Genomic DNA, 22,022 nt, shown 5'->3' with positions numbered 1-22,022 from the left:
TGATATACTTTACAAAATAAATAAAAAATGGTCAAGTAAAAAAAGCGAACACTATTTATTCTGGTTTTGTTTGCTTCTTACCGAGGGGCTTCGCGGCGGCGCGCTTGTCGCCCGGGGGCCGCCGGCGGGCGGCCGCCGGAATGCGAGAAGCGTGACGCCGCCGGGGGGCGGGGGTTAGCGCTGCTGAGCGTTCGGCGGCCTCCGGGTCCGGCACGGTTCTTGCAAACCGCGGTCTCCCTGAGCGGGAGACCGCGGGCAACAACCGTGCCGGACCCTCCGCGATCGGTCAATCCACTCGCTTGCGCAGCAGCAGGGCGTTGACGGAGACGGAGAGCGAGGAGAGGGCCATGGCCCCGGCGGCCAGAATCGGTGAGAGAAAGCCCAACCCGGCGACGGGGAGCATGCCGGTGTTGTAGGCGAAGGCCCAGAAGAGGTTGCCCTTGATGGTGCGGCGTGTCTTGCGCGACAGGCGCAGCATCCGGGCCAGGGCGCCGACGCCGCCGTGGACGAGGGTGGCGTCGCCGGCCTCGAGGGCGGTGTCGGTGCCCGAGGCCAGGGCCACGCCGACGTCGGCGGCGCTGAGGGCCACGGCGTCGTTGACGCCGTCGCCGACCATGGCGACGACACGGCCGTCGCTCTGGAGTTTCTCGGCCAGCTCGGCCTTGTCGGTGGGCGACATCGAGTGGTGGAATTGCTCGATGGCGAGTCGATCGGCGACGGCCCGGGCGGGGCCTTCGCGGTCGCCGGTGGCCAGAATGGGGGTCACGTCGAGTTCGCGCAGCTCGTCGAGGGCCCTGGCGGCCTCGGGTCGCAGCTCGTCGGTGACGGCCAGGGAGCCGACGTAGTCACCGTCGACGGCCAGATGGGCGGCGGCGCCGAGGGCTCCGTGCTCTTCTTCGAAGCTCGCGAGTTGTTCGGCCTGGACGCCCTCGTCCTCGAGCAGTTTACGCTGGCCGAAGAGGTAAACGCTACCCTTTCGGCGACCGACGAGACCCAGCCCGGGGCGCTCCTCGACATCATCGAACTCGGCGGGTTCGAGGTCGCGCTCGCCGGCTGCGCGCTCGACGGCCCGAGCCAGGGGGTGGCTGGAGCCGCGTTCGAGCCCGGCGGCCAGGGCGAGGAACTCGTCGGCGGGCGGCTGGGAGGCGATATCCGTTACCATGGGTCGGCCTCGGGTCAGGGTACCGGTCTTATCGAAGACGACGGTGTCGACCTGGGCTGCGCGTTCGAGAACGGCGGCGTCGCGGAAGAGGATGCCGTTCTTGGCGGCGATGCCGGCGCCGACCATCACGGCCATCGGCGTGGCCAAGCCGAGGGCGCAGGGGCAGGCGACGACGAGGATGCTGACCGTGTTGACGAAAGCGGTCTCCAGGGAGCCGCCGAGCAGCCACCACAGCAGGAAAGTAATCACGGCCAGGCCGAGAACGACGGGGACGAAGATCCCGGCCACGCGATCGGCCAGGCGCTGGGCCGGCGGCTTGCCGGCCTGGACCCGCTTGACCTGGTGCACGATCCCGGCCAGTACGCTCTCGTCGCCCAGTTGGGTCACCCGGACTTCGAGGACGCCGTTGCCGTTGACGGTGCCGCCGACGACGTTGTCGCCGACACTCTTGGGCACGGGCAGGGGTTCGCCGGTGAGGGCGGATTCGTCGACACTGGAGGAGCCCTTGACGACCTCGCCGTCGGCGGGGACCTTGGCCCCGGCCTTGACCAGCAGACGGTCGCCGACGGCCAACTCGTCGACGGAGACCTCGCGCACCTCGCCTTCGTCGTCGATCCGCAGGGCGTTGTCGGCGGCCAGACTGAACAGCTCGCGCAGGGCGCGGCCGGCGCGGCCCTTGGCCCGGGCCTCGAGGTATTTACCCAGCCCGATCAGGGTGACGATCATCGCCGGGGCGTCGAGGTAGTAGGGGCCCTCCCAGCCGCCGATCAGGCGGACGGCGCCGAAGAGCCAGGTCGCCCCGGCGCCCAGGGCCACCAGGGTGTCCATGCCCGGCGAGCCCTGCTTCAGCTCACCCCAAGCGCCGGTGAAGAAGGGCCAACCGACGAAGGCCAGCGCCGCCGTCGACAGCCCGAGCATCAACCAGGGCAGATGCAGAACCTCCCAGAACATGCCGATGAACAGGGGCAGGGAGAGGGCGACGCCGACGAGGACCCGGATCAACTGCCAGTGTTCCCTACTGCGTTCCTCGCGCTCGGCGGCTGCCAATTCCTCCGGGCGCTTACAGGCGTCCTCGGGCAGGCGGGCGCCGTAGCCCACGCCACGGATGACCTTGACCAGGTACTCGGGCTCGACGACGGCGGGATCGTAGATCACCCGGGCGCTGTCGTCGGCGTAGTTGGCCTCGGCCTCCTGGACGCCGTCGGTGCGCTCGAGAGCCTTGCCGATGTTGCCGGCGCAGTTGGCGCAGTGCATCCCGGTCAATTCGATAATGATTTCCCGCTTCGCCATCTAGTCGGACACCACCTGATAACCGGCGGTCTCGACGGCCTCGATCAGTTTTTCCCGCTCGACGGCCGCCGCCTCGCAGAGCACCCGGGCCTGCATCGGCTCCAGGGTGACCACGGCCTCGTCGACGCCGGGAACGGTCTCCAGGGAGCGGCGCACGGCGGCGGCGCAGTGGTCACACTTCAGCCCGGCGAGCTTGAGGATCAGGGTTTTCATCTCACCTCCCGTTGGTTGATCGGGCTACTTGATACTCAGTTTCATCAATCAGTCAGTATAGCAGAAACATTCGAGTTTCGCAATATGTTAACGACGCGCTCAAACGGTGGAACCGTGAGGTTATGTGTCGTTGCTTTTCATGATGGGTTTTCCACCCGGGCCGGAGTTGCCGCGCCAGGTGAAGCCCCATCGCCGCCTACTCCCGGGCGGGAGTGACGACGGAGTCGCACTCCAATGCTGCGAAGCAGCACCGACACCAAGCTCTTGCCTTGACGACGGAGACCCAACGGTCCGCCGTCGCAACAGCTTCGCCGACCCCGGGTTTGCGACGAACCGCGCGCCTATCGTCGACGATTGTGACGGATCCCGCTCGAGAGAACCGCCCGCGACGGGAGACCCAGACACCGACCTGCAGGACTGGAGGGACTGCGCCGGTGAAACAGAGGAAACCGCCAGGCCCCGGCGCGCGTTCTTGCCCGAAGACCTCCCGCCGAAGGGAGGTCTTCGGAACGCAAGAACCGTGACGGGGCTGCTTCGCAGCATTGGAGTTACGTCTTGCGACGAAACTCCGGGACCGGGGAGAGGGCGGTGGAGTTGCACCAAGGCGAAACGCCCGGGCCGATCCGTCCGCTGTCATCGTCCCGCCGCTTGAGCTATACTGGACGGGTGAAACAACTCGCCAACAGCACGGTCCGCCGGCTGGCCCTGCGACGCCAGTTCCCGGACGAACTCCCCGGAGGCGCCGCCGGGGTCAGCGCCCTCGTCGAGCGCCTGGGCTACCTCCAGCTCGATACCATCCGCGTCGTCGGCCGGGCCCAGCACTTCGTCCTCTGGAACCGCCTGCCCGGCTACGAGCGTCGCCACCTCCGGGAGGCGGCCTACGACTCGGGGGCGCTGTTCGAGTACTACGGCCACGCCGCCGGGTATCTGCCCCTGAGCGACTACCGCTACTACGTCCCGGCGATGCGCTCCTTCCCCTGGGGCGGCTGGTGGAAGCGCCGGGCCGCCGAGCTGCACCCGGTGATGGAGCGGGTGCGGACGCGGATCGAGCACGAAGGTCCCCTGGCCAGCCGGGACTTCAAGGAAGCCCCGCGGGAAGCCAGCGGGGGCTGGGGCTCCTGGAAGGTCGCCAAGTACGCCCTGACCCACCTCTGGCTGGCCGGGGAGTTGATGATCGTCAACCGCGACGGTTTCGAGCGCGTTTTCGAGCTGACCGAACGGGTGCTGCCGAAGGACGTCGACAGGCGACCGCCCACCGATGGTGAGCTGGGCCGCTTTCTGGTCCGCCGGGCCCTGGGTGGTCTGGGCGCGGCCACCGAGCGCGACCTCCACTGGTACCTGACGGTCTACCGGAGCCGAGCCCTGCCCCTGGACGAGCTGGTCTGCGCGGGTGAGATCGTCGAGGTTCAAGTCGACGGCACCGTCCACTACACCAGGCCGGAGTTCCTCGACGACTTGCCAATCGAACCGCCGACTCCGCGATTGCGTATAGTGAATCCCTTCGACGGCCTGGTCATCAACCGCCAACGCCTGGAACGATTGTTCGGCTTCCGCTACGCCCTGGAGTGTTACAAGAAGGCGGACCAGCGGGAGTTCGGCTACTACACCCTGCCGCTGCTGTGGGGTGAGCGGTTCATCGGCCGGTTGGACGCCAAGGCCGAGCGCAAACGCCAGACCCTCGTCCTCCGCGGGTTATGGTGGGAGGACGACGCACCGGACAGGGCGGAGCTGCGGGACGAACTGGCCGCCGAGTTGGAGAGGCTGGCCCGTTTCAACGACTGCACAAGAATCGAGGACCGGCATGCCTGAGACGATCCTGCTGACCGGAGCCACCGACGGCATCGGCCGGGCGGCCGCCCGGCGCCTGGCCGCAGGCGGCGTGCGCGTGCTGGCCCACGGTCGCGATCCCGCCAAGGGCCGGGAGCTACTGGCCGAGCTGCGCGCCCTGGCCCCGCGGACCGAGCCCGCCTACTACAACGCCGACCTGGCCTCGCTGACCGACGTCGGGGGCTTGGCCGACGCCCTGATCAAACACGAGCCGGCTCTGGACGGCATCATCGCCAACGCCGGGGTCTATCTGAACGAACGTGAGACCTCGATCGACGGCTACGAAAAAGTGTTCGCCGTCAATCAGTTGGCCCACTTTCTGCTGATCAACCGCCTGGTCTACCCCCTGGCGCGCAACGAACCCGCCCGGATCGTCGTCGTCGCCTCAGTGGCCCACGGCTTCGTCGACGAGCTGTCCATCGGGGAGCTGGCCGACCCGCCGCACTACGACGCGCTGACGGCCTACGCCCGCTCCAAGGGCGCCAATATCGCCTTCACCCGCGAGCTGGCCCAGCGGCTGACGGGTTCCGGCATCACCTGCACCTGCCTGCACCCCGGGGTGATCAGTACCAAGCTCTACCACGCCGGTTGGGGCTCCGGCGGCGCCGCGCCGGAAGAGGGCGCCGCCCGCCTGGTCCACGCCGCCCGCGAGGCCGAAGCCGCAGCCGTCCACGGCCGCTACCTGGAGGACGCTCAGCCCGTCGAGCCCGCCGCCTACACCCGGGACCCCGGCGTCCAAGGCGAGCTGTGGCGGCTCTGCGAGCGTCTGAGCGGTCTGGCCTGAGGGCGCCGGAGGCCCGGCCGCCTCTGCCGCCGCGTTCGATTCAAGTTTCGCCGCCCGGGATACGTCTCCGGGGTGGGGCCGATCGGTGAGCCGGCTTAATCGACGAACAAGCGTCTTCCATCGCTCTTTTCCACTTCCAGCAAACGAGGCCGCCATGGAGCAGCACCTGAGCAAGGAAACCCTGGAACAGCTCTCCGGCCTGTTCTGGGCCGATGAGCGCAACGTCGCCGCCCTCAACGCCGTCACCGCCGCCGACATCCACCAGGTGGCCCTCAACCGCGGCGTGGTCACCGCCACCGACCACACCTTCAGCATCAAGCTGGAGACACCCAAGATCACCAATCAGCGCAAGTCGGGCCGCTGCTGGCTGTTCGCCGGGCTCAACGTCCTGCGCCTGGCCGCCCGCCGAAAGCTCAACCTGGAGGAGTTCGAGCTCTCGCAAAACTTCCTCATGTTCTACGACAAGCTGGAGAAGGCCAACTACTTCCTGGAGAACATCCTGGCGACCCTGAAGGAGGACAGGGGTGGTCGCCTGCTGATGCACCTGCTGGCCGATCCGATCCAGGACGGCGGCCAGTGGGACATGTTCGCCAACCTGGTCGACAAGTACGGCGTGGTGCCCAAGACGGCGATGCCGGAGAGCGCCTCCAGCGGCAACACCCGGGCGATGAACACCCTGGTGACGGACAAGCTGCGCGAGTACGCCGCCGAGTTGCGCCGCCGCGCCGCCGACGGCGCCGATCTCGACGAGCTGCGCCGTCGCAAGGCCGAGATGCTGGCCGTGGTCTATCGTATGCTGACCATCCACCTCGGCGAGCCCCCGAGCCGCTTCTTCTGGCAGTGGCGCGACAAGGACGGCGACTTCCACCGGGACGGGGAGCTCACCCCCCGCGAGTTCTACGAGCGCCACGCGGCCCCGGAGCTGGACGTCGAGGCCTTCGCCGGCCTGATCCACTGTCCCACGGCGGACAAACCCTTCGATCAGCTCTACACCATCGACTACCTGGGCAACGTCGCCGAGGGACGGATCATCCGCTACCTCAACCTGGAGCTGGAGACCTTCAAACGTGCCGCCGTGCAGATGCTGCAGGACGGCAAGCCCGTCTGGTTCGGCTGCGACGTCGGCAAACGCCTGGGGCGCAAGCTGGGCATCCTGGCCGCCGAGCTCTACCGCTACGACCTGGTCTACGGCACGGAGTTCACCGGCGACAAGGCCGAGCGCGTCGACTACGGCCAGAGCGTGATGACCCACGCCATGGTCTTCACCGGCGTCGACCTGGACGACGAGGGCTACCCGCGCAAGTGGCGGGTCGAGAACTCCTGGGGCGAGAAGCTGGGCGACGAGGGCTTCATGGTGATGGATGACGACTGGTTCGACGAGTTCGTCTTCGAGGTCGTCGTCGAGAAAGCGTACCTCGGCCAGACCCAGCGCGAGCTGCTGGAAACCGAACCCGTCCACCTGCCGCCCTGGGACCCGATGGGCGCCCTGGCCGCCGCCCCCTAGCTCGGATCGTACCAGTCCCCGGCACACTTCCAACGATGCAACCTCTCGCCCTGAAAGGCGGGAAAGGCAAACGCTGTACGTCGCTGGCACCTACCGAGCAGAGCGAAAGGCAGACCATGTCCGGTATCGCCGACCTCGTCGCCGCCCAGCGCGGCTACTTCGCCACCGGGGCCACCCGGGATCTCAAGCTGCGTTACGACACCCTGGAGCAGTTGCTGCGCCTGGTCGAGGGGGCCGAGGGGGAACTCAACGCCGCCCTGCGGACCGACCTGGGCAAGCCGGCCTTCGAGGCCTACGCCACCGAGTTCGGTCTGTTCACCGAGGAGCTCAGGTTCATCAAGGCCCGGCTGTACAGTTGGAGCCGCCCCCGCCGGGTGCGCACGCCGCTGTTCGACTTCCCGGCCAAGACGCGCATCCACCCCGAGCCCTACGGCACGGCGGCGATACTGGCGCCCTGGAACTACCCTTTCCTGCTGTTGGCGGCGCCTACCCTGGGAGCGCTCGCCGCCGGCAACACGGCGGTGCTGAAGCCTTCGGAGTTCGCCCCGGCGACGGCGGCCTTCGTCGAGAAACTGATCAACGACAACTTCCCGCCCGAGCTGCTGGTCGTGGTCACCGGAGAGGCGCAGACGGCCCGGGAGCTGTTGGCACAACCGCTGGACTACATCTTCTTCACCGGCTCCCCGGCGGTGGGCAAAAAGGTCATGCAGGCCGCCGCCGAGCGCCTGACGCCGCTGACCCTGGAACTGGGCGGCAAGAGCCCGGCCGTCGTCGACGCCGACGCCGAGCTCAAGGTCTGCGCCCGTCGTCTAATCTGGGGCAAGTTCATCAATGCCGGCCAGACCTGCATCGCCCCGGACTACGTTCTGGTCCGCGCCGGGATCAAGGACCGGCTGCTGGAGCTGCTCAAGGCGCAGATTGAGCGGTTCTACGGCGCCGAGCCCCGGAAAAGCGCCGACTACGCCCGGATCGTCAACGACCGACACCTCGAACGGCTGATCGCCTTAATCGATGAGGAGAAGGTCTATTGCGGCGGGGAGTACGACCGCCAAACGCGCTACCTGGCGCCGACGATCCTCGACGGCGTCGGCTGGGGCGACGCGGTGATGCAGGAGGAGGTCTTCGGCCCCTTGCTGCCCGTGCTGACCTTTAACGATCTCGGTGAGGCCCTCGCCGCGATCAACGCCCGTCCCCGCCCCCTGGCGCTGTACTACTTCGGTCAGGACCGTCGACACAAGCGCCGGGTGGTCGAGGAGTGTTCCTTCGGCGGGGGTTGCATCAACGAGACGGTGATGCACATGGTCACCTCCCGGGCCCCCTTCGGCGGCGTCGGCCGCAGCGGAATGGGCGCCTACAACGGCCGCTGGAGCTTCGACACCTTCACCCACTACAAGACGGTCCTCGAGAAGGGCACCTGGCTGGACATCCCCCTGCGCTACCCGCCCTACGACGAGCAGAAGCTGCGCTGGACCCGGCGCTTCCTCGGCTGAGCGGTACTGAACCGAGCGCTACCATGGACGGTTTCCCCAAGCGCCGCTACCGTAGTTGGAGCGAGTTCGCCCGCGACTTCGGCTTCCTGTTGCGCAATCTGGGCCGCCTGCCGGCCCTGTTGCGCGGCGAGAGCCTGCCGACCCCTTTTCGCCTGCGGCTGATGCTGGTGGTGACCGCGGTCAACGCCTGCCGTTACTGCCGTTTCTTCCATGCCCGCCACGCCCTGCGCGAGGGCCTGGACAACGCTGAAATCCGTGAGCTCTGCGCCGGCCTGCCGACGGGTTGCCCGGTCGACGAGCAGCCCGCCCTGCTCTACGCCCGCCATTGGGCCGAGAGCGACGGTCGTCCCGCAGCGGCGGTCCGCCGTAGCCTGCTGGGCGGCTACGCTCCGGCCGCCCGCGCCGCCGTCGAGCTGACCCTGGGGATGATCCGCCTGGGCAACCTGACGGGCAACACCTTCGATTATCTGTTGTTCCGGCTGGGCCTCCGTCAGCAATAATCCAGCGCTACCCGAAAAAAGGACTTGCACGGGACGCGCCGGGGTGCTAACATGACTTTGGACCATAACATTTGGGTCCCCTACCGCGGGGGAGGGGCTTTAGGATTGGGGCGCAATGCCGTTTTTTCTCTCGTCCGACCCCGGCATAGACGGTAGAGTCCACTCGACGGATCGATTTGCCGATCCCCGGTACGCATGTCGCCCTGACAGGGGCGTCGCAGGAAAGAGAGAGTTCTAGATGTCGAAGAAGCTATTCGTGGGCAGTCTTAGTTGGGACACCACCGACGAGAGTCTGAAAACCACCTTCGCCGAGTACGGCGAGATCGTTGAAGCCAAGGTCATCACCGAGCGGGACACCGGTCGTTCCCGCGGTTTCGGTTTCGTTACCTTCGCCGAAGAGGCCGACGCCGACCGCGCCAAGGCCGAACTCGACGGTACGATGCTCGACGGTCGCACCATCCACGTCGACGAGGCCCGGGAGCGCAACTAGCCCGAGTCCGCCGCCGATGTGATTCAGTGAACCGGGACGCCCGCCGTCCCGGTTCGTTTTTTTATCCGGTGTTGTTGCGGCTGAACACCCAGCCTATCAGCCATGGTGTACAGGTTCTCAAACTGTGCCCGTCGACCCGGTCCGGAGATTCGTCGTCAAGTGAAACGCCGGTGCTGCGCTGCAGCACCGGCCCTACGTTTTGGCGATGGGTTCGGGGTTTCGGGTGAAGCCCCACGTCTCAGCTTGTTGGTGATGCTCCGCCCCGGGGGGTGAGGGCATTTCATCTTCGGCGTTGCTTGCCTCATCCACGTAGGACGGATACTGGCGCGTTCCGCCACGGTGGAGACAGCGTTCCGATCCCGCGTGGTTTGATGATTCGATTGCCCATTCGTGATGGAACACAGGCTCTCCAGCCTGTCTATTCAGGCGCCCGACCGGCCTGATTGAGAAGGGGAATGAATTCATTGGGTCAGAAAAAATCCCCTACCTGTCCGCAGATTAGGCAGATAAGGCGCTGTTCGGAACGGCGGGGGGCTCATGCCTCTGCAGCTTGGAATATGCAGGATAGCAAGTGCTTGCTGTTATCCAACGGCCCACGCCGTACACCATTCAAATACCCTAGTGGATTGACCTATCCTGCAGCACACAGGCAAACAATTAAACTCTATGGCAAGGCAATCCTTAGCTTCCTACGGGGTCTCGGTCGAGATATCAGCAGACTGTTGCCAAGCAGATTAGCGCATATCGCGAGTTTCCGTGCGATCAGCGTTCGTATCGAACCGTAACCCTCTGATGATTTCTCGGGGCCTTGTGTAATTGATCTTGTAGGATTTGTTAAATCGCCGTCATTATCGCATAGCTCCATCGACAAACACCACATCATGAATGATATAACATATATACAAAACACAACATGCAACAAGTAATATAATACAATATTGTTTCGTTATATGTTGGTTTTCTGTGTATATAAGACAGGTAATTGAGCCCGGAATAAGTAACACCTGGTCAATGAGTGCTTTCGACCAAGCTGAGCCGTTTTACCAAGAGCTTTTTATTGACACACTGTTAATAATACCTCATCGATAAAGATATAATTAATGGATTTAATAAAGCAAATTTATTCCTGTATATAACATCGCATGACATATAACAAAGCATAACCAGCGATCATGATGTTAATAATATATTCATAAACATGACATTATATACCATTGGCTAAGCATGTAGTTCGATGAAAATATGACTTGTAAATACGAAATGAGTTTTTTAACATTATTCATATATATATAACTGTACTATTCGACGCTATCAAAGACTATACTGTTTATTATACTAATAATAGCTTTTCGTTAATATTTTTTTTGCCAGTTGCGCCAATAACGTCAATAGCGACAAGCAAAAGTGTTAGCCTTTCGGGTGTGGATAAATAGAGATACTCACCAACCCAAGAGCAAAAACCATGAACAAGATCAAGTATCACGAGGACGATCTGCTAACCACACGAACCGTTGCGAACCTGCTAAACGTGAGTGTCAGAACAGTACAGCGTCTGATTTCTGAACGGCGGGTCATCCCGGGATGGAAGATCGGGGGTACATTGAAGGTTCGCTATGCCGATGTATTGAAATACTTGAGAAGGTGTAAATTATGACATAGCAGACGTTCCTCGAATAAGACAAGGAATCGTTCGACAATTTGTAACTGCCAGCTAGTTGCTTTCCGCCCTAATCAGCTTTGATCATCAGAAAATGGTTCGTTCGTACACCAGCGCTCACACTCGAAGATATCGGGTCAACGCTGAGGTTTCGTTGATAGGTTTGGCGTGCAGTTTCAGTACAGCGCTACAAAGTTGTGACGAAAGGAGTTGAACTTTTTCTGACAAGTGCGCCAGCCACGCCCATGGCGCCAGCATAAAAGGCTATTGTTTTCTCGACACGCGAGGCGGTGAGGTTGAAATGGCTCTTAGCGATCCTGTGAGTGTTATCTACTATGCCCTACAGGACAGTGGAACTCCGGATGTCCATGGCTGCGCTAATAAAAATTATGCCGACGGCGTGGAACTCGACGCCGAGGTCGAGTGGGAGTATTTCATGCGCCGGTTGGAAGAGGCGAGTTGGGGTGAAGCCCTCACCAGTCAAGTTAAAGTCAGGTTTGAGCTCTCGGATCTGGATACCTCGAGTCTAGAACCAGGTAACGGTGATCTGATCGGTTTGCCCGGCCCCTTCGATGACAAAAAAATGATGATCATCGAAACCCGCCCCGTAGATACCACCGCGGGTGAATACATCTATCTAGACTGTCACCTGGCATGTCGCGGTATTTTGGAAAGCGATTCCGGGTAGAGGAAGGAATTAAAGATGTTAGACGAAATGTTGGTCGCCTTGGCCGAAGTGTTGCGAGAAGCCGATGTAGCCGGAGACAACGTTTATGTTGGTCAGCCCGACCCCGACGTGGTGACGGCGGATTCGACCGGGGTTTTCCTCCAACTGCTCAATGGTCCTCGGCTTCACCAGGGATCGGCTCGTGACATTATTCTCGGTGACACAACCAACGTCGACGGAACTATTGACACCACTTACAGCCAAGCGCTTTATGAAGCTACGGTCGCCGTTGACGTTTTCGCCCCGCCACCTGGAGATGGTGGTACAGAACTCCTCTATGGATTACTGGATGATGTGGTGGGTGCTCTTGACGGCGCCTTTGTCGGTGACACGACCAGTGCTGAGGCCGTCGGTGGTATTGCCGTGGTCTTGGAGGATGGTGAGGAACTCGAGGGTGAGCCGTTGGATTGCTGTAAATACCGCCTACTATTAAACACCGTGTTCCATTATCTGCGCTATGAGACGATCTGGCCTGCCGAAACCATCGATATTGAAAGCACTGATGAAGAAGGGTGGGACTGATGCAGGTCGTTCTCAACGAACCCAAGAAGGGGCGGGGGCACCTGGTCGTTCCAGACGGTGTGGGGCGCTTTCTGAGCAGCAAGGGCGTAAAGTGCGCCCCCCTGGAGTACGAGACATATCGGGGTCAGGATCTCAACGGTTGCTCCATTCTGATCTCACGCTATGGCGGTGGGGGAGATCTACTTTTCATCACCGCGGTGACCGCCGAGCTGAGACGACGCTTCCCAAGCGCGCAGATCACCGTTGCTTGCGGGGCGAACTGGTCCCCCCTGTTCGCCACGAATCGAGACGTCAACCGTTTCGTCCGTTATCCCTTCACCCTCGAGCTGCTGAACGCTCATGACTACTACTTGACCTTCGAAGGTTTAATCGAGGGAAGCAGCACTGGCGAGCCCAGCCGAAGAAACGTCTATGATCTTTTCTTCGATCATTGCGGATTGGATCCCTCGATGATCACTCCGGAAAGCAAACGACCCTGCTGGAAGCCCGCGCCTGGTGACCTGAAAAAGTCTCGCCGATTGTACGATCAACTTACCGCTACCACTTCACGCGGTGTAATCGGTTTGCAGTGGCGAACCAGCTCGATTCTGCGCACTTATCCACCCCGTCGGTTAGCGGAGCTATGTCAGCAACTAGTCGCTGAGGGTTACCAGGTTTTGTTGCTGGGCCGTCCCAGAGAATTGCCCCGGGGTCCGCTCCCTGCAGGTATCCTTCGAATCGGCCGCCAACCCATTACCGTATTGATGGCCCTGCTTCCCCGTTTGGAATTGCTGGTGGCGCCCGATTCATTCTTCACCCATGCGGCTGCAGCACAGAACGTACCCACAGTCGCTTTATACGGGCCGTTCAGTGCCGACAGCCGGACGAAATACTACCCCCGGTGTCGGACACTGGAGGTATCGAGCGACTGCGCGCCCTGCTTCAAACACGGTCATCGACCCTGTACAGACAACCTTAATGGGTACAGTAGATGTTGGTACAACCTATCGGTAGAGGAAATTTTCACCACCTGCAAGGAGGTTTTAAATGACGAAGCAAGAGACTAGCGTTTTGAAGAGGTTGCTGACTATCTCGATGGCCGTCATCGGCGCATTGTTCGCCATTGTTTGCAGCCTGATTTCGATGATGTGGTACAACCTGGCCGATTCCATTGAGGATCTAAACTGTTCGGTTCAGGAAAACCGTGAACGGATCGTAACCCTAGAGGCGCATAGCGACCTCGTACTCAGGCAATAGGAGGGATGATGGCTTTATTTGGCAGAGACGAGCCCCACGTCCGCATCGAGGAGATGCGAAATACGACACCGGTTTCGATCGAGTCGGTATCGGCCGGCGTGTTGGGTTTGGTCGGCGATTTCAGTGAGGGACCAACCGGTGAGGTCCGTTATGTCCAGTCTTGGTCGGAGTTTACCGACCTGTACGGTGATCTGCGGACCGATCTCGCCGGCCCGTGGGAACTTGCGGGCTACTACAATCAGGCGGCCTCTCTACCCGCTTACATTGTGCGGGTCGTCGGCGACGGTGCCGCCAAAGCCTCGATCAACCTGGCAGATGCCTCATCCAATGACACCCTGACCATCGAAGCATGGGGCGCAGGCGAGTGGGGCAACGAACTCTCCGTCGAGGTCTCCGATGCCGATACTACCTCTGCGGGCTTTTTCCGTCTCAAGATCAAGCGTACCGATCCAGACACCGGCGAATACACCACGATAGACTACGGCGACGTTACGATGGACAGCACCAGCGACTATTACGCCCCCGACGTCGTCAACGCCTATGATCGTTGGGTTGCGGCCGAAGAGCACGTCAGCAGCGTCGGTGATCCACCCGACAACACCGTAGGCTTCAGTTCTCTATCCGGCGGTCTTACCGGTTCAGCACCCGACGACGACGATTATGACGATACCGACACTGGTGGAGGCTTGCTCGACGCTGTCGACGAAGTGACTATTCTGCGCTACGCCGGCCGTGAATCCCTGGACGCCAACAATAACGTCATCGCCCGGGCCGCCAATCTCGAGGATCGGATCGCCATCTGCTGCATCAGCGACGCCACCAGCCCGAGCAACATCGCCGACATCGTCGCCTCGCTGACGGCCAGTCGCTACGCCATGGTTGTCTATGGTCGCGGCTACGTGGTCAACCCCATTAACGGCGGGCGCAAGTCCATCCTGCCTGGTGGTCACGTCGCCGGTCATCTGGCCGCCCGTCCGCCTCATTACAGTCCAGCTTACGGCTTCCTCAAGGGTTTCATCGGCACATCGCGCAATCTCACTCCCGGTCAGCGTGAAACGTTGACTGAGAACGCCGTCAGCGCCCTGGTCAAGGAAAAGGCTAAAGTCGGCAACCGCAAGATGAACGTCTTCAAGCTAAACAACGGTCTCAACCTGGCCACGCAGGCCGGCTGGAGTCAGATCTCAAAGATTCGCAAGGCCATGCAGCTAATCGAGAGCCTCGACGAGGGTCTCCAGGGTTTCCGTTCGGCCCCGAACACTGCGGATTATCGATCCAACCTGGCGGCTGCAATTGAAAGCCTCTTAGCGCCGGAAAAACGTGACGGCGCTATCATCGATTACCTCATCGATGTCAGCGACGAACTCAATCCGCCCACTCTTCAGGCTCAGCGTATCGTCCGGGCCCGCGTGGCCATAGATTATGTTGACCCCGGTGATTACATCTGGATTCAAGTTGATCATAATTGGAATACCGGTGACACCAAGGTCAGCACCTGATCGTGATAACTCAGTTACCCCCAGGGGGATTGGAAGGGAGTACGATGGCTGTCGAGAATCAAGCACATGCCCGAACCGGCTTGCACTGCAAAGTCAGCGTTATCGGACCCGACGGACCCGTCGATGTCGGATCATTCGAGGACGCCAGTTACAAAATCGAAGAAACCACCGAAGAGTACAAAGAGATCGGCGAACCCTTCGCCTCACGAATCACCACGGGTTTCACCGCTTCAGGCTCAGTCAACAAAGGCTATATCCGCAACACTCTTGCCCGCACTGCAATTCCCAATCGGATCATGCGCGGCGAGACACCCGGTGAGGGTCCGAGCTTCATCCTTGCATTCAGCATCAAACGAGCAGATGAAAGTGTCGATTTGGCCACGTTCCACGGCTGTAAGATTCCGTCTCTGGATATCTCCATGGCCAAAGGCAAAGTCAGCACCAAGCATAACTGGTACTGCACCGAGGGCTACGAGTTGGCCACCATCTAAGTGTGACGGGGGCGGTTCGTCCGCCCCCTATCAAAAACCTGAGGATAGCGAAGATGAAAGAACAATTCGAACTCGTCCTGCCTGTCTCTAAACAAACCCTCGTCCTACGACGCGCCACTCTGCGCGATGAGCGGATTATCGAGTTAAGCTACCCCAGCCCTGCCGCGATGGGTGAAGCTGAACGTACCAACGCCCTCGAACGACTTGGTGAGAAACCCTGGGCCCTGATCGCTCGCACCGTCGTCAGTGTCGATGGGGAACCCGTCAATTGGGAAATCGACGATGTGCTGGATCTCACCAGTGTCGACGCCGCAGTCCTGGCAAACTACTACCGTAATCTCAACACCATCAACGAACACGCCGTCGAGGAGATACGGGATTTTTTTACTCACCGCGCCGACGGCTCGAGGCGCTCACTAGATCTCTCCTCAACTTTGGATCAGCAGAGCTAGAAAACCTGACACCGCATGAGTTCTTTGGTTGGGCCTCTTTGGCTCTCTGGCTGCGCGCCGGCACGCCCCAGGAAATGGAGTTTCCGTTATCGCTAGGGGATTAGAAAGATCTGACAATAGCTATTATAGCTTACAGGAGCTGCAATTTGCTGTTGGCTATATTGGCAATCATTATCTCATTGACTATTATGACGTCGATGGCAATGTCGCTATGATAGGCAACAATGCATATATTGTTGATTTCTATACAAGTGATGCTGGACCTGGATCTACACCTGATGTTTACATGATTCCGCTTTATTGTCTATATAAATACAGTAGCTCTTCTTCTACATTATCTGTACCGCTTAATGATAATGTCATATTATTAGTGCAACCAAACGACATTGTTATAAAGGCTTTTGCACAGAATAGCTCTGTATACTCTAAGAACATTAGTTATTATAAATTTAATAGTTACAAATACGTGAGTAACTCATACTCTTATATGACACAATTTATTAATGACTATGTTGAAAAAAGAGCACACTCGTATATTAGTACAGCAATAAGTAAAGCTATATCACTCTATACATTCTCCTTGCCTCCCTACATATCATTTATCTATATTAAATATGACGTTAATTCACTATTTAGTAATTATAGTAAAGATAATTTTGTTTATGATCTAGTTTATGATTACATGAGTCATTATATAGATTTACATCAAAAATTAAATATATATATTAATTCTGAAAATGAATACTTTACAAATATATACAACTCTATACATAATATATGTTTAAAACATGAGTTGATTAATCGTCTACTACATGAATATAATTTTTTCGGTCATAGAAATTTTACATTCCCTGAAGTCTCAGATTTTAATTCATACGATAGCCTCAATGAGTATTCATCCTATATAAGCTTTATGCATGACAAAATACGTACGATTGACGATCTTAATGTTACTAGAATATTTAATGTTGTTCCAATTTTTAATATAGGTTATAACATGGATCGCGAAATAGCATTGTATCGGTTCGAAAATGATAATTTTCATTATGCGAGCTATTGCCTTACTAAGGATGCTGTTGTTCACGCAATAAAAATATACATTAAAAATAATTTACCAAATGCTGTTGGGTATGCAATACCAATAATATTTTTTATTAGTTTACTAATCGACGCAATTGATACAAATAAGTATAATGAGGAGTACAGAGATATCATAGAAGATGCTATGTTCGAAATTGAAGAGCACGGTGGGGTATTTCATCTCAGGTTTAACTAGATGCACTATACATGGAAGTGAGGTTACCATGAGTATCGGCACTGACGACAAGTGGATTGAATATCTTGTTATATTAAATAAAATAAATCATAAAACTATTTATGATGACAACCTTTATATAATAAGACTGTATCGCTATGAAGATAATGTTAGTGATATGTGGTTAGCCACTTACAACAATAAAGGTATAATCGTTAAAGGCGATAATCCATATAAAGACGAACAACTTGATGATGTGCACTTTACTATTGTAAAAACATACAATGGTACGGATAATAGCTACATAAACAATAAAGATAAACTATATAACGCCATGTTAAATGATGACATATTGGTAAACAATGTGGCTTATAATGGTCTTAGTATAGTAAAAAATGAAAACGTTGAATGCATAACAATACATACTAACACATTAGAAATTCGCATCAAAGACTCACGTTATGAGTATGTATCAAACATATATTTAGCTACACACAATAATAATCACTTTTATTTATTAGATGTGATTAAGTATAATATTTTTGAAGAGAAGCTTGCTGAGAGAATGCAGCTTACGTCAAGTATATTACGTACAATATCTGACGCTATGGGTTCTTTAGAGTCTGATGAAGAGAAAGAAATTACATACACAATAGTAACAAATAACATATCATCTGGAATAGTAAACTCTACTACGATGGATTCTCTCATAGATGCAAAAAAGGAATCTAAAAGTGATGAAGAATTTGAAGAACTAATATATGATTTAACTCGTTATCTAGGCGAGTATTTTGACGAAATCATAAATGATCCCCCAGATGAAATTCTATTGCCTCTTATGGTAGAACGAGGATTAGTAGATGAGGATACAGAAGAAGTACCCGGACCTATCAGACAAGTAATTATACATGAGTATAAACCAACTATAAAAGGTTCTATCATTAATTTATTTTCATACGGCTTTCATAATTTATCATTCGGTTATTCAGAGCTAAAACATTTTAGAGATGATATGCATTCGTGGTATAGACAATTTTGTTATGATATTGTAAGTGATATACTAACAGTTGTATCGATTGTTGCCTCAGTTGCAACATTTGGCTTGAGTTCTGTAGCAGCTGTTACTGCTAATGCTGCAACTGCAGCAACATTGTCTACCATATCAGGATATACAAGTCTGACATCATCTATAGTTAGCAAATTTAGCACAGGTATAGATACTATAGCAGCTGTTGATTCCATTATCAGTCACAGCAATTATTCTGTAGCTGCGGATGATATTGCAAATTACATATTTTCAGAAGCTTTATCGTATGGAGGTAATATATTAGAGCTAGTAGTTAATGGCGAGAGCGGAATAGCACAAGAAATAATTAAGCATGGATTCGACGAAGTAGTTGACATAGATACAGAAAACTCACATATGATAACGAATGCAGTTGATGATATAGGTGACAACGAGCTTTCAGGTTCTACATATAAATATAATAGGCATGAACACCAACTAGTGAACATAATAAACAATATGTATACCGAGTTGATGGATTACAGAAACACAGATAAGAGTCTAAAATCAACATATAATGAAAACAATAAAAACAAATACGGTATAAACACTGTATGTGTCAAAGAACACAAATTGCCCGCAGTGAACGAGGCTAATCCTGTAGAATGCCCAGATATATATAAAGCACTAGAAAGTGAACGCATGAAACTTGACTCATCTAAAGATAAATACTCTGACCATAAGGATACAAGCTTCACAACACCAAATATGCCACATGAGGCATACAATAAAATAAAAAATGCAAAATCCAATTACGGGCTTAGAAAAGATAATGAGAGTATACAACCTACAGATAAGGCTATGATAAAATTATTGAAGCAATTACGAAAGTATGAAACTAAGAATAAAGCAGAAGTCAACTATAAAAACGTAACTATGATCAACTCCGAGGACTTAGATAACATACCCTTGAAAGCAATAGAAGAATATATAGGACACTTAAAAAGGGAGAAAAGGGCCACTGAGCCGTCAGAGGAAGGCAGCTAATGAGTGCCGAAAGCAAAGCTTCAGCCAGGCGGCATCGGGGCCATAGCTCCAACAAACGTGAAGCCAACGACAAGGGTGAACTGATCGTCGAGTTATCTTTCGCTGAGGAGATCAACTCATGGAAGGACCTGGTCGATCAGGTAGTGGCTCAAACCGCAGAGAGTTTGCATCAGAACGGCTGGAAGATCGATTCGGGCAAGGAAATAGTCATTGATTTCGCGGGGGTCGAGAGCCTCTCCGAGGTAATCAGGCGTATCGTAACGGCTACGGCTAAGGGGGCCGAACCCATGGTGCTTTGGCCCTTCGGACCCCAAGGACTGATCGGCACTCCGACAAACAAGGACATAACTGGAGGCTGAAGTGGATTTTAGCGAAAAAGGTGGTTCCGGCAAGAAAACTGGTGAGGCAAAGGAGCGGATGGGGATCATGAACGACAAGTTCACCCTCATCGAGACGGACAAGGATGTGGGCAAGTGGGTTAGCTCGGGCGCGAACGATCAAGAGGGGGTCTTTGTCTTCACGCCCCTGGCGCCGCAGAAGCCGATTTCGCTGAGCGGTCCGCCAACGATAGCCACGATGACGGCGCCGGGGCGTCGGCCGATCTACCAGTTCCTCGGTCCGGGGGGCAACGAGATCAGCTTCGGCGGAGTGCTCTACGGCGAGAATGCCTGGGATGAATACAAGAAACTGGAAACGTGGCGTCGGGGAGGCAAGCGTTACACGGCTCGTTGGGGTCGGATGCAGAAGCATGTCGTAATAGCCGACATCAGTTTCGAGATCGAGAGCCGCCGGTTAATCCGTTACCGGATGCGTTTGAGCGAGGTCATCGATGATCCGCGCGAGCTGCGGGCACCGGAGGCTGAGTCAGCTCCACTGAGGTTGATCGATAAGCTGCGTGAGGATCTCGCCGGGATCCTGGAGGCCATCGCTGAGTTGCGCGGGGAGCTCAGCGACTTCTATGAGGAGATCAATGAGCTGGTCACCGAGCTCGAGAGTTACGTTGACGAGTTCATGGAAGCCCTGCGCTTCATCGACGAACTCAGTCAGTTACCGCAGAACCTGATCACCGAGTTCTATGAGATGGCGGAGTCGTTCATCGAGCGTATCGGCGGGGCGATGGGCGGGTTGGAAGACTACTTCGCGGATCCGGACAACTTGGCCGTGCTCAACCGTAGCGGAGAGGAGAATGTCAACAGCAGGGCCGCGGCCGAGACCATCTTCGCCTATCTGCGGTCGCTTTGGCGGGAGAAAACGCTGCTCAGGTTCAGCCTTGGCGCACTGCTCGAACCGCCTGAGCGCATTTTCCGTTACATTGTCAGCCAGGGTGACACCCTGCGCCAGATTGCCGCCAGCGAGCTCGGTGACCCCGGTCGGTGGAACGAAATCGCCGAAGCCAACGATCTCATCAGTATCGAGATCGAGGCCGGAGAAGTCCTTCGCATTCCCAAGTAACCCCCGAGGTGGCAGATGGAACGCACCGTTACCGGCAGCCTGACCTATCCCGTGGCCCGTGTCAAGCTGCGTCGCGTCGATGGTGGTGAGGAGTGGGACATCACCCGCTTCGCCGAGTCGCTATCGGTCAACACCACCCCCTGGCGCGCCGCCGACACCTTCAGTCTCTCCCTGGCCTTGCCCCAAATGCCTCATCTTGACGGGCTTCAGCAGCGGCTGTCTTACGGCGAGGGGGGCTCATTGACCGGAGAGGACGTCCGGCAGTTCATTCTCAAGGGACAGGACTTCGAGGTCATGATCTACCTCGAGTGTCTGGACGAGCCGCTCGTGGAGGGTCAGGAGCCCGAGTTGGGTCCGCCGATCCATTGGGGCCGGGTGGACAGCGAGAGCTGGAGTCTTGATACCGGCGGGTTGAGGTTGAGTCTCTCCGGGAGGGATTTCGTCGGGCTGCTCCTTGACAAGCCGCTCAACGACCGTTCCTGGGACGCTGTCAACCGCCTCGATATCATCAAAGAGCTGGCCGACGAGGTCGGTGTCAAGGTCGATCCCGAGCCGACCGGCTTTTCCGACACCAATCTCATCGGCGACGGTGACAGCTCCTGGTCGATCATCCAGCGGCTCGCTCACGATGAGGGCTGTATCGCCTATCTCCAGCCCGGTACGCGTTATCTGCGTCTCGAGAAACCGCCCGAAAGCTATGATCCCGAGCGAACCCTCGTCTGGAGCGCGCTGGCGGACGAGGGGGAGCTGCCCTTGAGATCGCTATCCGTCGATCGGCATCCGCCGGCGCGGGAAAAGTACAAAGTCACCGTGACCGGATACAACGTTGAGAAGGCCGAGATAATCGAGGCTGTGGCCGATGATGAGCGTGAGCTCCCCGACTCGAACCTCGTCGAAAAGCGCTATCGGCGGATGGACCTCAATGATGAGAAGGCGTTGCGCAAGCAGGCCCAGTATCTGTTGAACCAGCTCGCCTCCTACGAGGTCGAGGTCTCCGCGGGTCTGCAGGGCGGTGCCCTCGAGCTGCGCGGCGGGATGATGGTCAAGTTGCGCGGAACCGGCGGCGCCCTGCCCGTCGAGCACAAAGGCTCCGGCGTGGCCGGGTCGAGGGCCAAGCGCACAGGGCGAAAGGCGGCCGTCGGTTTCGACGGCAAGTACCACCTCAGCAAGGCGGCGCATTCCTTGGGCTCGGGGGGGCTGACGACCAGCCTGACTCTGCAACCGCCCTACAAGGCCTTCCAGGTTGATTAGTAACTAGCAAGCCAAAAGGAGCCTCATGCCCTATCGACATATCAGGCCGCGCAAGAACCTCAGTGGGATCCGTCTGGCCCACGTGATCGACTACGACACCGCGGTGCACCGGGCGCGGGTCAAGGTCGTCGCCGGGCCGGAAACGAACTGGTTGCGTATCTGGTCACCGC

Annotated in this window: 22 protein-coding genes; 20 read left to right on the top strand and 2 right to left on the bottom strand. The window is 57.0% G+C overall.

What is annotated here, in order from left to right:
• Window positions 1-286 precede the first annotated feature (286 nt).
• Window positions 287-2,452: a heavy metal translocating P-type ATPase gene (locus tag GF399_10475; GenBank protein MBD3400740.1), complete on the bottom strand. Its 2,166-nt coding sequence runs from the start codon at window positions 2,450-2,452 to the stop codon at window positions 287-289.
• Window positions 2,453-2,665 (bottom strand): hypothetical protein, encoded by a 213-nt coding sequence (locus GF399_10470; protein MBD3400739.1) that lies wholly within the window; start codon window positions 2,663-2,665, stop codon window positions 2,453-2,455.
• 555 nt (window positions 2,666-3,220) lie between these two features.
• Between GF399_10470 and GF399_10465 the strand changes: the two genes are divergently transcribed.
• The 20 genes from GF399_10465 to GF399_10370 all read left to right on the top strand — a co-directional run.
• The gene (locus GF399_10465; protein MBD3400738.1) at window positions 3,221-4,474 is read left to right on the top strand and encodes a hypothetical protein; all 1,254 of its coding nucleotides are present in this window, start codon (window positions 3,221-3,223) and stop codon (window positions 4,472-4,474) included.
• Window positions 4,467-5,276, top strand: a complete 810-nt coding sequence (locus GF399_10460) for an SDR family NAD(P)-dependent oxidoreductase (protein MBD3400737.1) — start codon at window positions 4,467-4,469, stop codon at window positions 5,274-5,276. The genes GF399_10465 and GF399_10460 overlap by 8 nt, the downstream gene beginning before the upstream one ends.
• Window positions 5,277-5,430: 154 nt before the next feature.
• Window positions 5,431-6,780 (top strand): aminopeptidase, encoded by a 1,350-nt coding sequence (locus tag GF399_10455; GenBank protein ID MBD3400736.1) that lies wholly within the window; start codon window positions 5,431-5,433, stop codon window positions 6,778-6,780.
• Window positions 6,781-6,896: 116 nt separating this feature from the next.
• A complete protein-coding gene (locus GF399_10450; GenBank protein ID MBD3400735.1) occupies window positions 6,897-8,270 on the top strand; it encodes an aldehyde dehydrogenase family protein in 1,374 nt (457 codons plus the stop codon).
• Window positions 8,271-8,293: 23 nt separating this feature from the next.
• Window positions 8,294-8,770, top strand: coding sequence for a carboxymuconolactone decarboxylase family protein (locus GF399_10445; GenBank protein MBD3400734.1), 477 nt, complete (start codon window positions 8,294-8,296; stop codon window positions 8,768-8,770).
• 238 nt (window positions 8,771-9,008) lie between these two features.
• Window positions 9,009-9,260: an RNA-binding protein gene (locus GF399_10440; protein MBD3400733.1), complete on the top strand. Its 252-nt coding sequence runs from the start codon at window positions 9,009-9,011 to the stop codon at window positions 9,258-9,260.
• A 1,462-nt stretch (window positions 9,261-10,722) separates the two neighbouring features.
• Complete coding sequence (locus tag GF399_10435) at window positions 10,723-10,914, top strand: helix-turn-helix domain-containing protein (GenBank protein ID MBD3400732.1); 192 nt, start codon at window positions 10,723-10,725, stop codon at window positions 10,912-10,914.
• A 304-nt stretch (window positions 10,915-11,218) separates the two neighbouring features.
• On the top strand, window positions 11,219-11,605 hold the full coding sequence (locus GF399_10430) for a hypothetical protein (protein ID MBD3400731.1): 387 nt from the start codon (window positions 11,219-11,221) through the stop codon (window positions 11,603-11,605).
• A 15-nt stretch (window positions 11,606-11,620) separates the two neighbouring features.
• A complete protein-coding gene (locus tag GF399_10425) occupies window positions 11,621-12,166 on the top strand; it encodes a hypothetical protein (protein MBD3400730.1) in 546 nt (181 codons plus the stop codon).
• The gene (locus GF399_10420) at window positions 12,166-13,212 is read left to right on the top strand and encodes a hypothetical protein (protein ID MBD3400729.1); all 1,047 of its coding nucleotides are present in this window, start codon (window positions 12,166-12,168) and stop codon (window positions 13,210-13,212) included. Before GF399_10425 ends, GF399_10420 begins: the two co-directional genes overlap by 1 nt.
• Window positions 13,193-13,402: a hypothetical protein gene (locus tag GF399_10415; GenBank protein ID MBD3400728.1), complete on the top strand. Its 210-nt coding sequence runs from the start codon at window positions 13,193-13,195 to the stop codon at window positions 13,400-13,402. Before GF399_10420 ends, GF399_10415 begins: the two co-directional genes overlap by 20 nt.
• Window positions 13,403-13,407: 5 nt before the next feature.
• Entirely contained in the window at window positions 13,408-14,898 is a 1,491-nt protein-coding gene (locus tag GF399_10410) for a hypothetical protein (GenBank protein ID MBD3400727.1), read from the top strand.
• Window positions 14,899-14,942: 44 nt separating this feature from the next.
• Window positions 14,943-15,389 carry a hypothetical protein gene (locus GF399_10405; protein ID MBD3400726.1) on the top strand — a complete coding sequence of 149 codons (447 nt, stop codon included), beginning with the start codon at window positions 14,943-14,945 and terminating at the stop codon, window positions 15,387-15,389.
• A gap of 53 nt (window positions 15,390-15,442) precedes the next feature.
• On the top strand, window positions 15,443-15,841 hold the full coding sequence (locus GF399_10400; protein MBD3400725.1) for a hypothetical protein: 399 nt from the start codon (window positions 15,443-15,445) through the stop codon (window positions 15,839-15,841).
• 28 nt (window positions 15,842-15,869) lie between these two features.
• Window positions 15,870-17,117: a hypothetical protein gene (locus GF399_10395; protein ID MBD3400724.1), complete on the top strand. Its 1,248-nt coding sequence runs from the start codon at window positions 15,870-15,872 to the stop codon at window positions 17,115-17,117.
• Window positions 17,089-19,149: a hypothetical protein gene (locus GF399_10390; GenBank protein MBD3400723.1), complete on the top strand. Its 2,061-nt coding sequence runs from the start codon at window positions 17,089-17,091 to the stop codon at window positions 19,147-19,149. The genes GF399_10395 and GF399_10390 overlap by 29 nt, the downstream gene beginning before the upstream one ends.
• Window positions 19,149-19,508 (top strand): hypothetical protein, encoded by a 360-nt coding sequence (locus tag GF399_10385; GenBank protein ID MBD3400722.1) that lies wholly within the window; start codon window positions 19,149-19,151, stop codon window positions 19,506-19,508. The genes GF399_10390 and GF399_10385 overlap by 1 nt, the downstream gene beginning before the upstream one ends.
• A 1-nt stretch (window position 19,509) precedes the next feature.
• Window positions 19,510-20,601 (top strand): LysM peptidoglycan-binding domain-containing protein, encoded by a 1,092-nt coding sequence (locus GF399_10380; protein MBD3400721.1) that lies wholly within the window; start codon window positions 19,510-19,512, stop codon window positions 20,599-20,601.
• A gap of 15 nt (window positions 20,602-20,616) precedes the next feature.
• Window positions 20,617-21,852, top strand: a complete 1,236-nt coding sequence (locus GF399_10375) for a hypothetical protein (GenBank protein ID MBD3400720.1) — start codon at window positions 20,617-20,619, stop codon at window positions 21,850-21,852.
• A 25-nt stretch (window positions 21,853-21,877) separates the two neighbouring features.
• Window positions 21,878-22,022 (top strand): hypothetical protein (locus tag GF399_10370; protein ID MBD3400719.1); only part of this gene is annotated, 145 nt, incomplete at its 3' end.

It is taken from the genome of Candidatus Coatesbacteria bacterium (assembly GCA_014728225.1).
Lineage (GTDB): Bacteria > RBG-13-66-14 > RBG-13-66-14 > RBG-13-66-14 > RBG-13-66-14 > WJLX01.
Note: the sequence above shows the minus strand (reverse complement) of the source record. Positions and strands in the feature narration are given on the sequence as shown.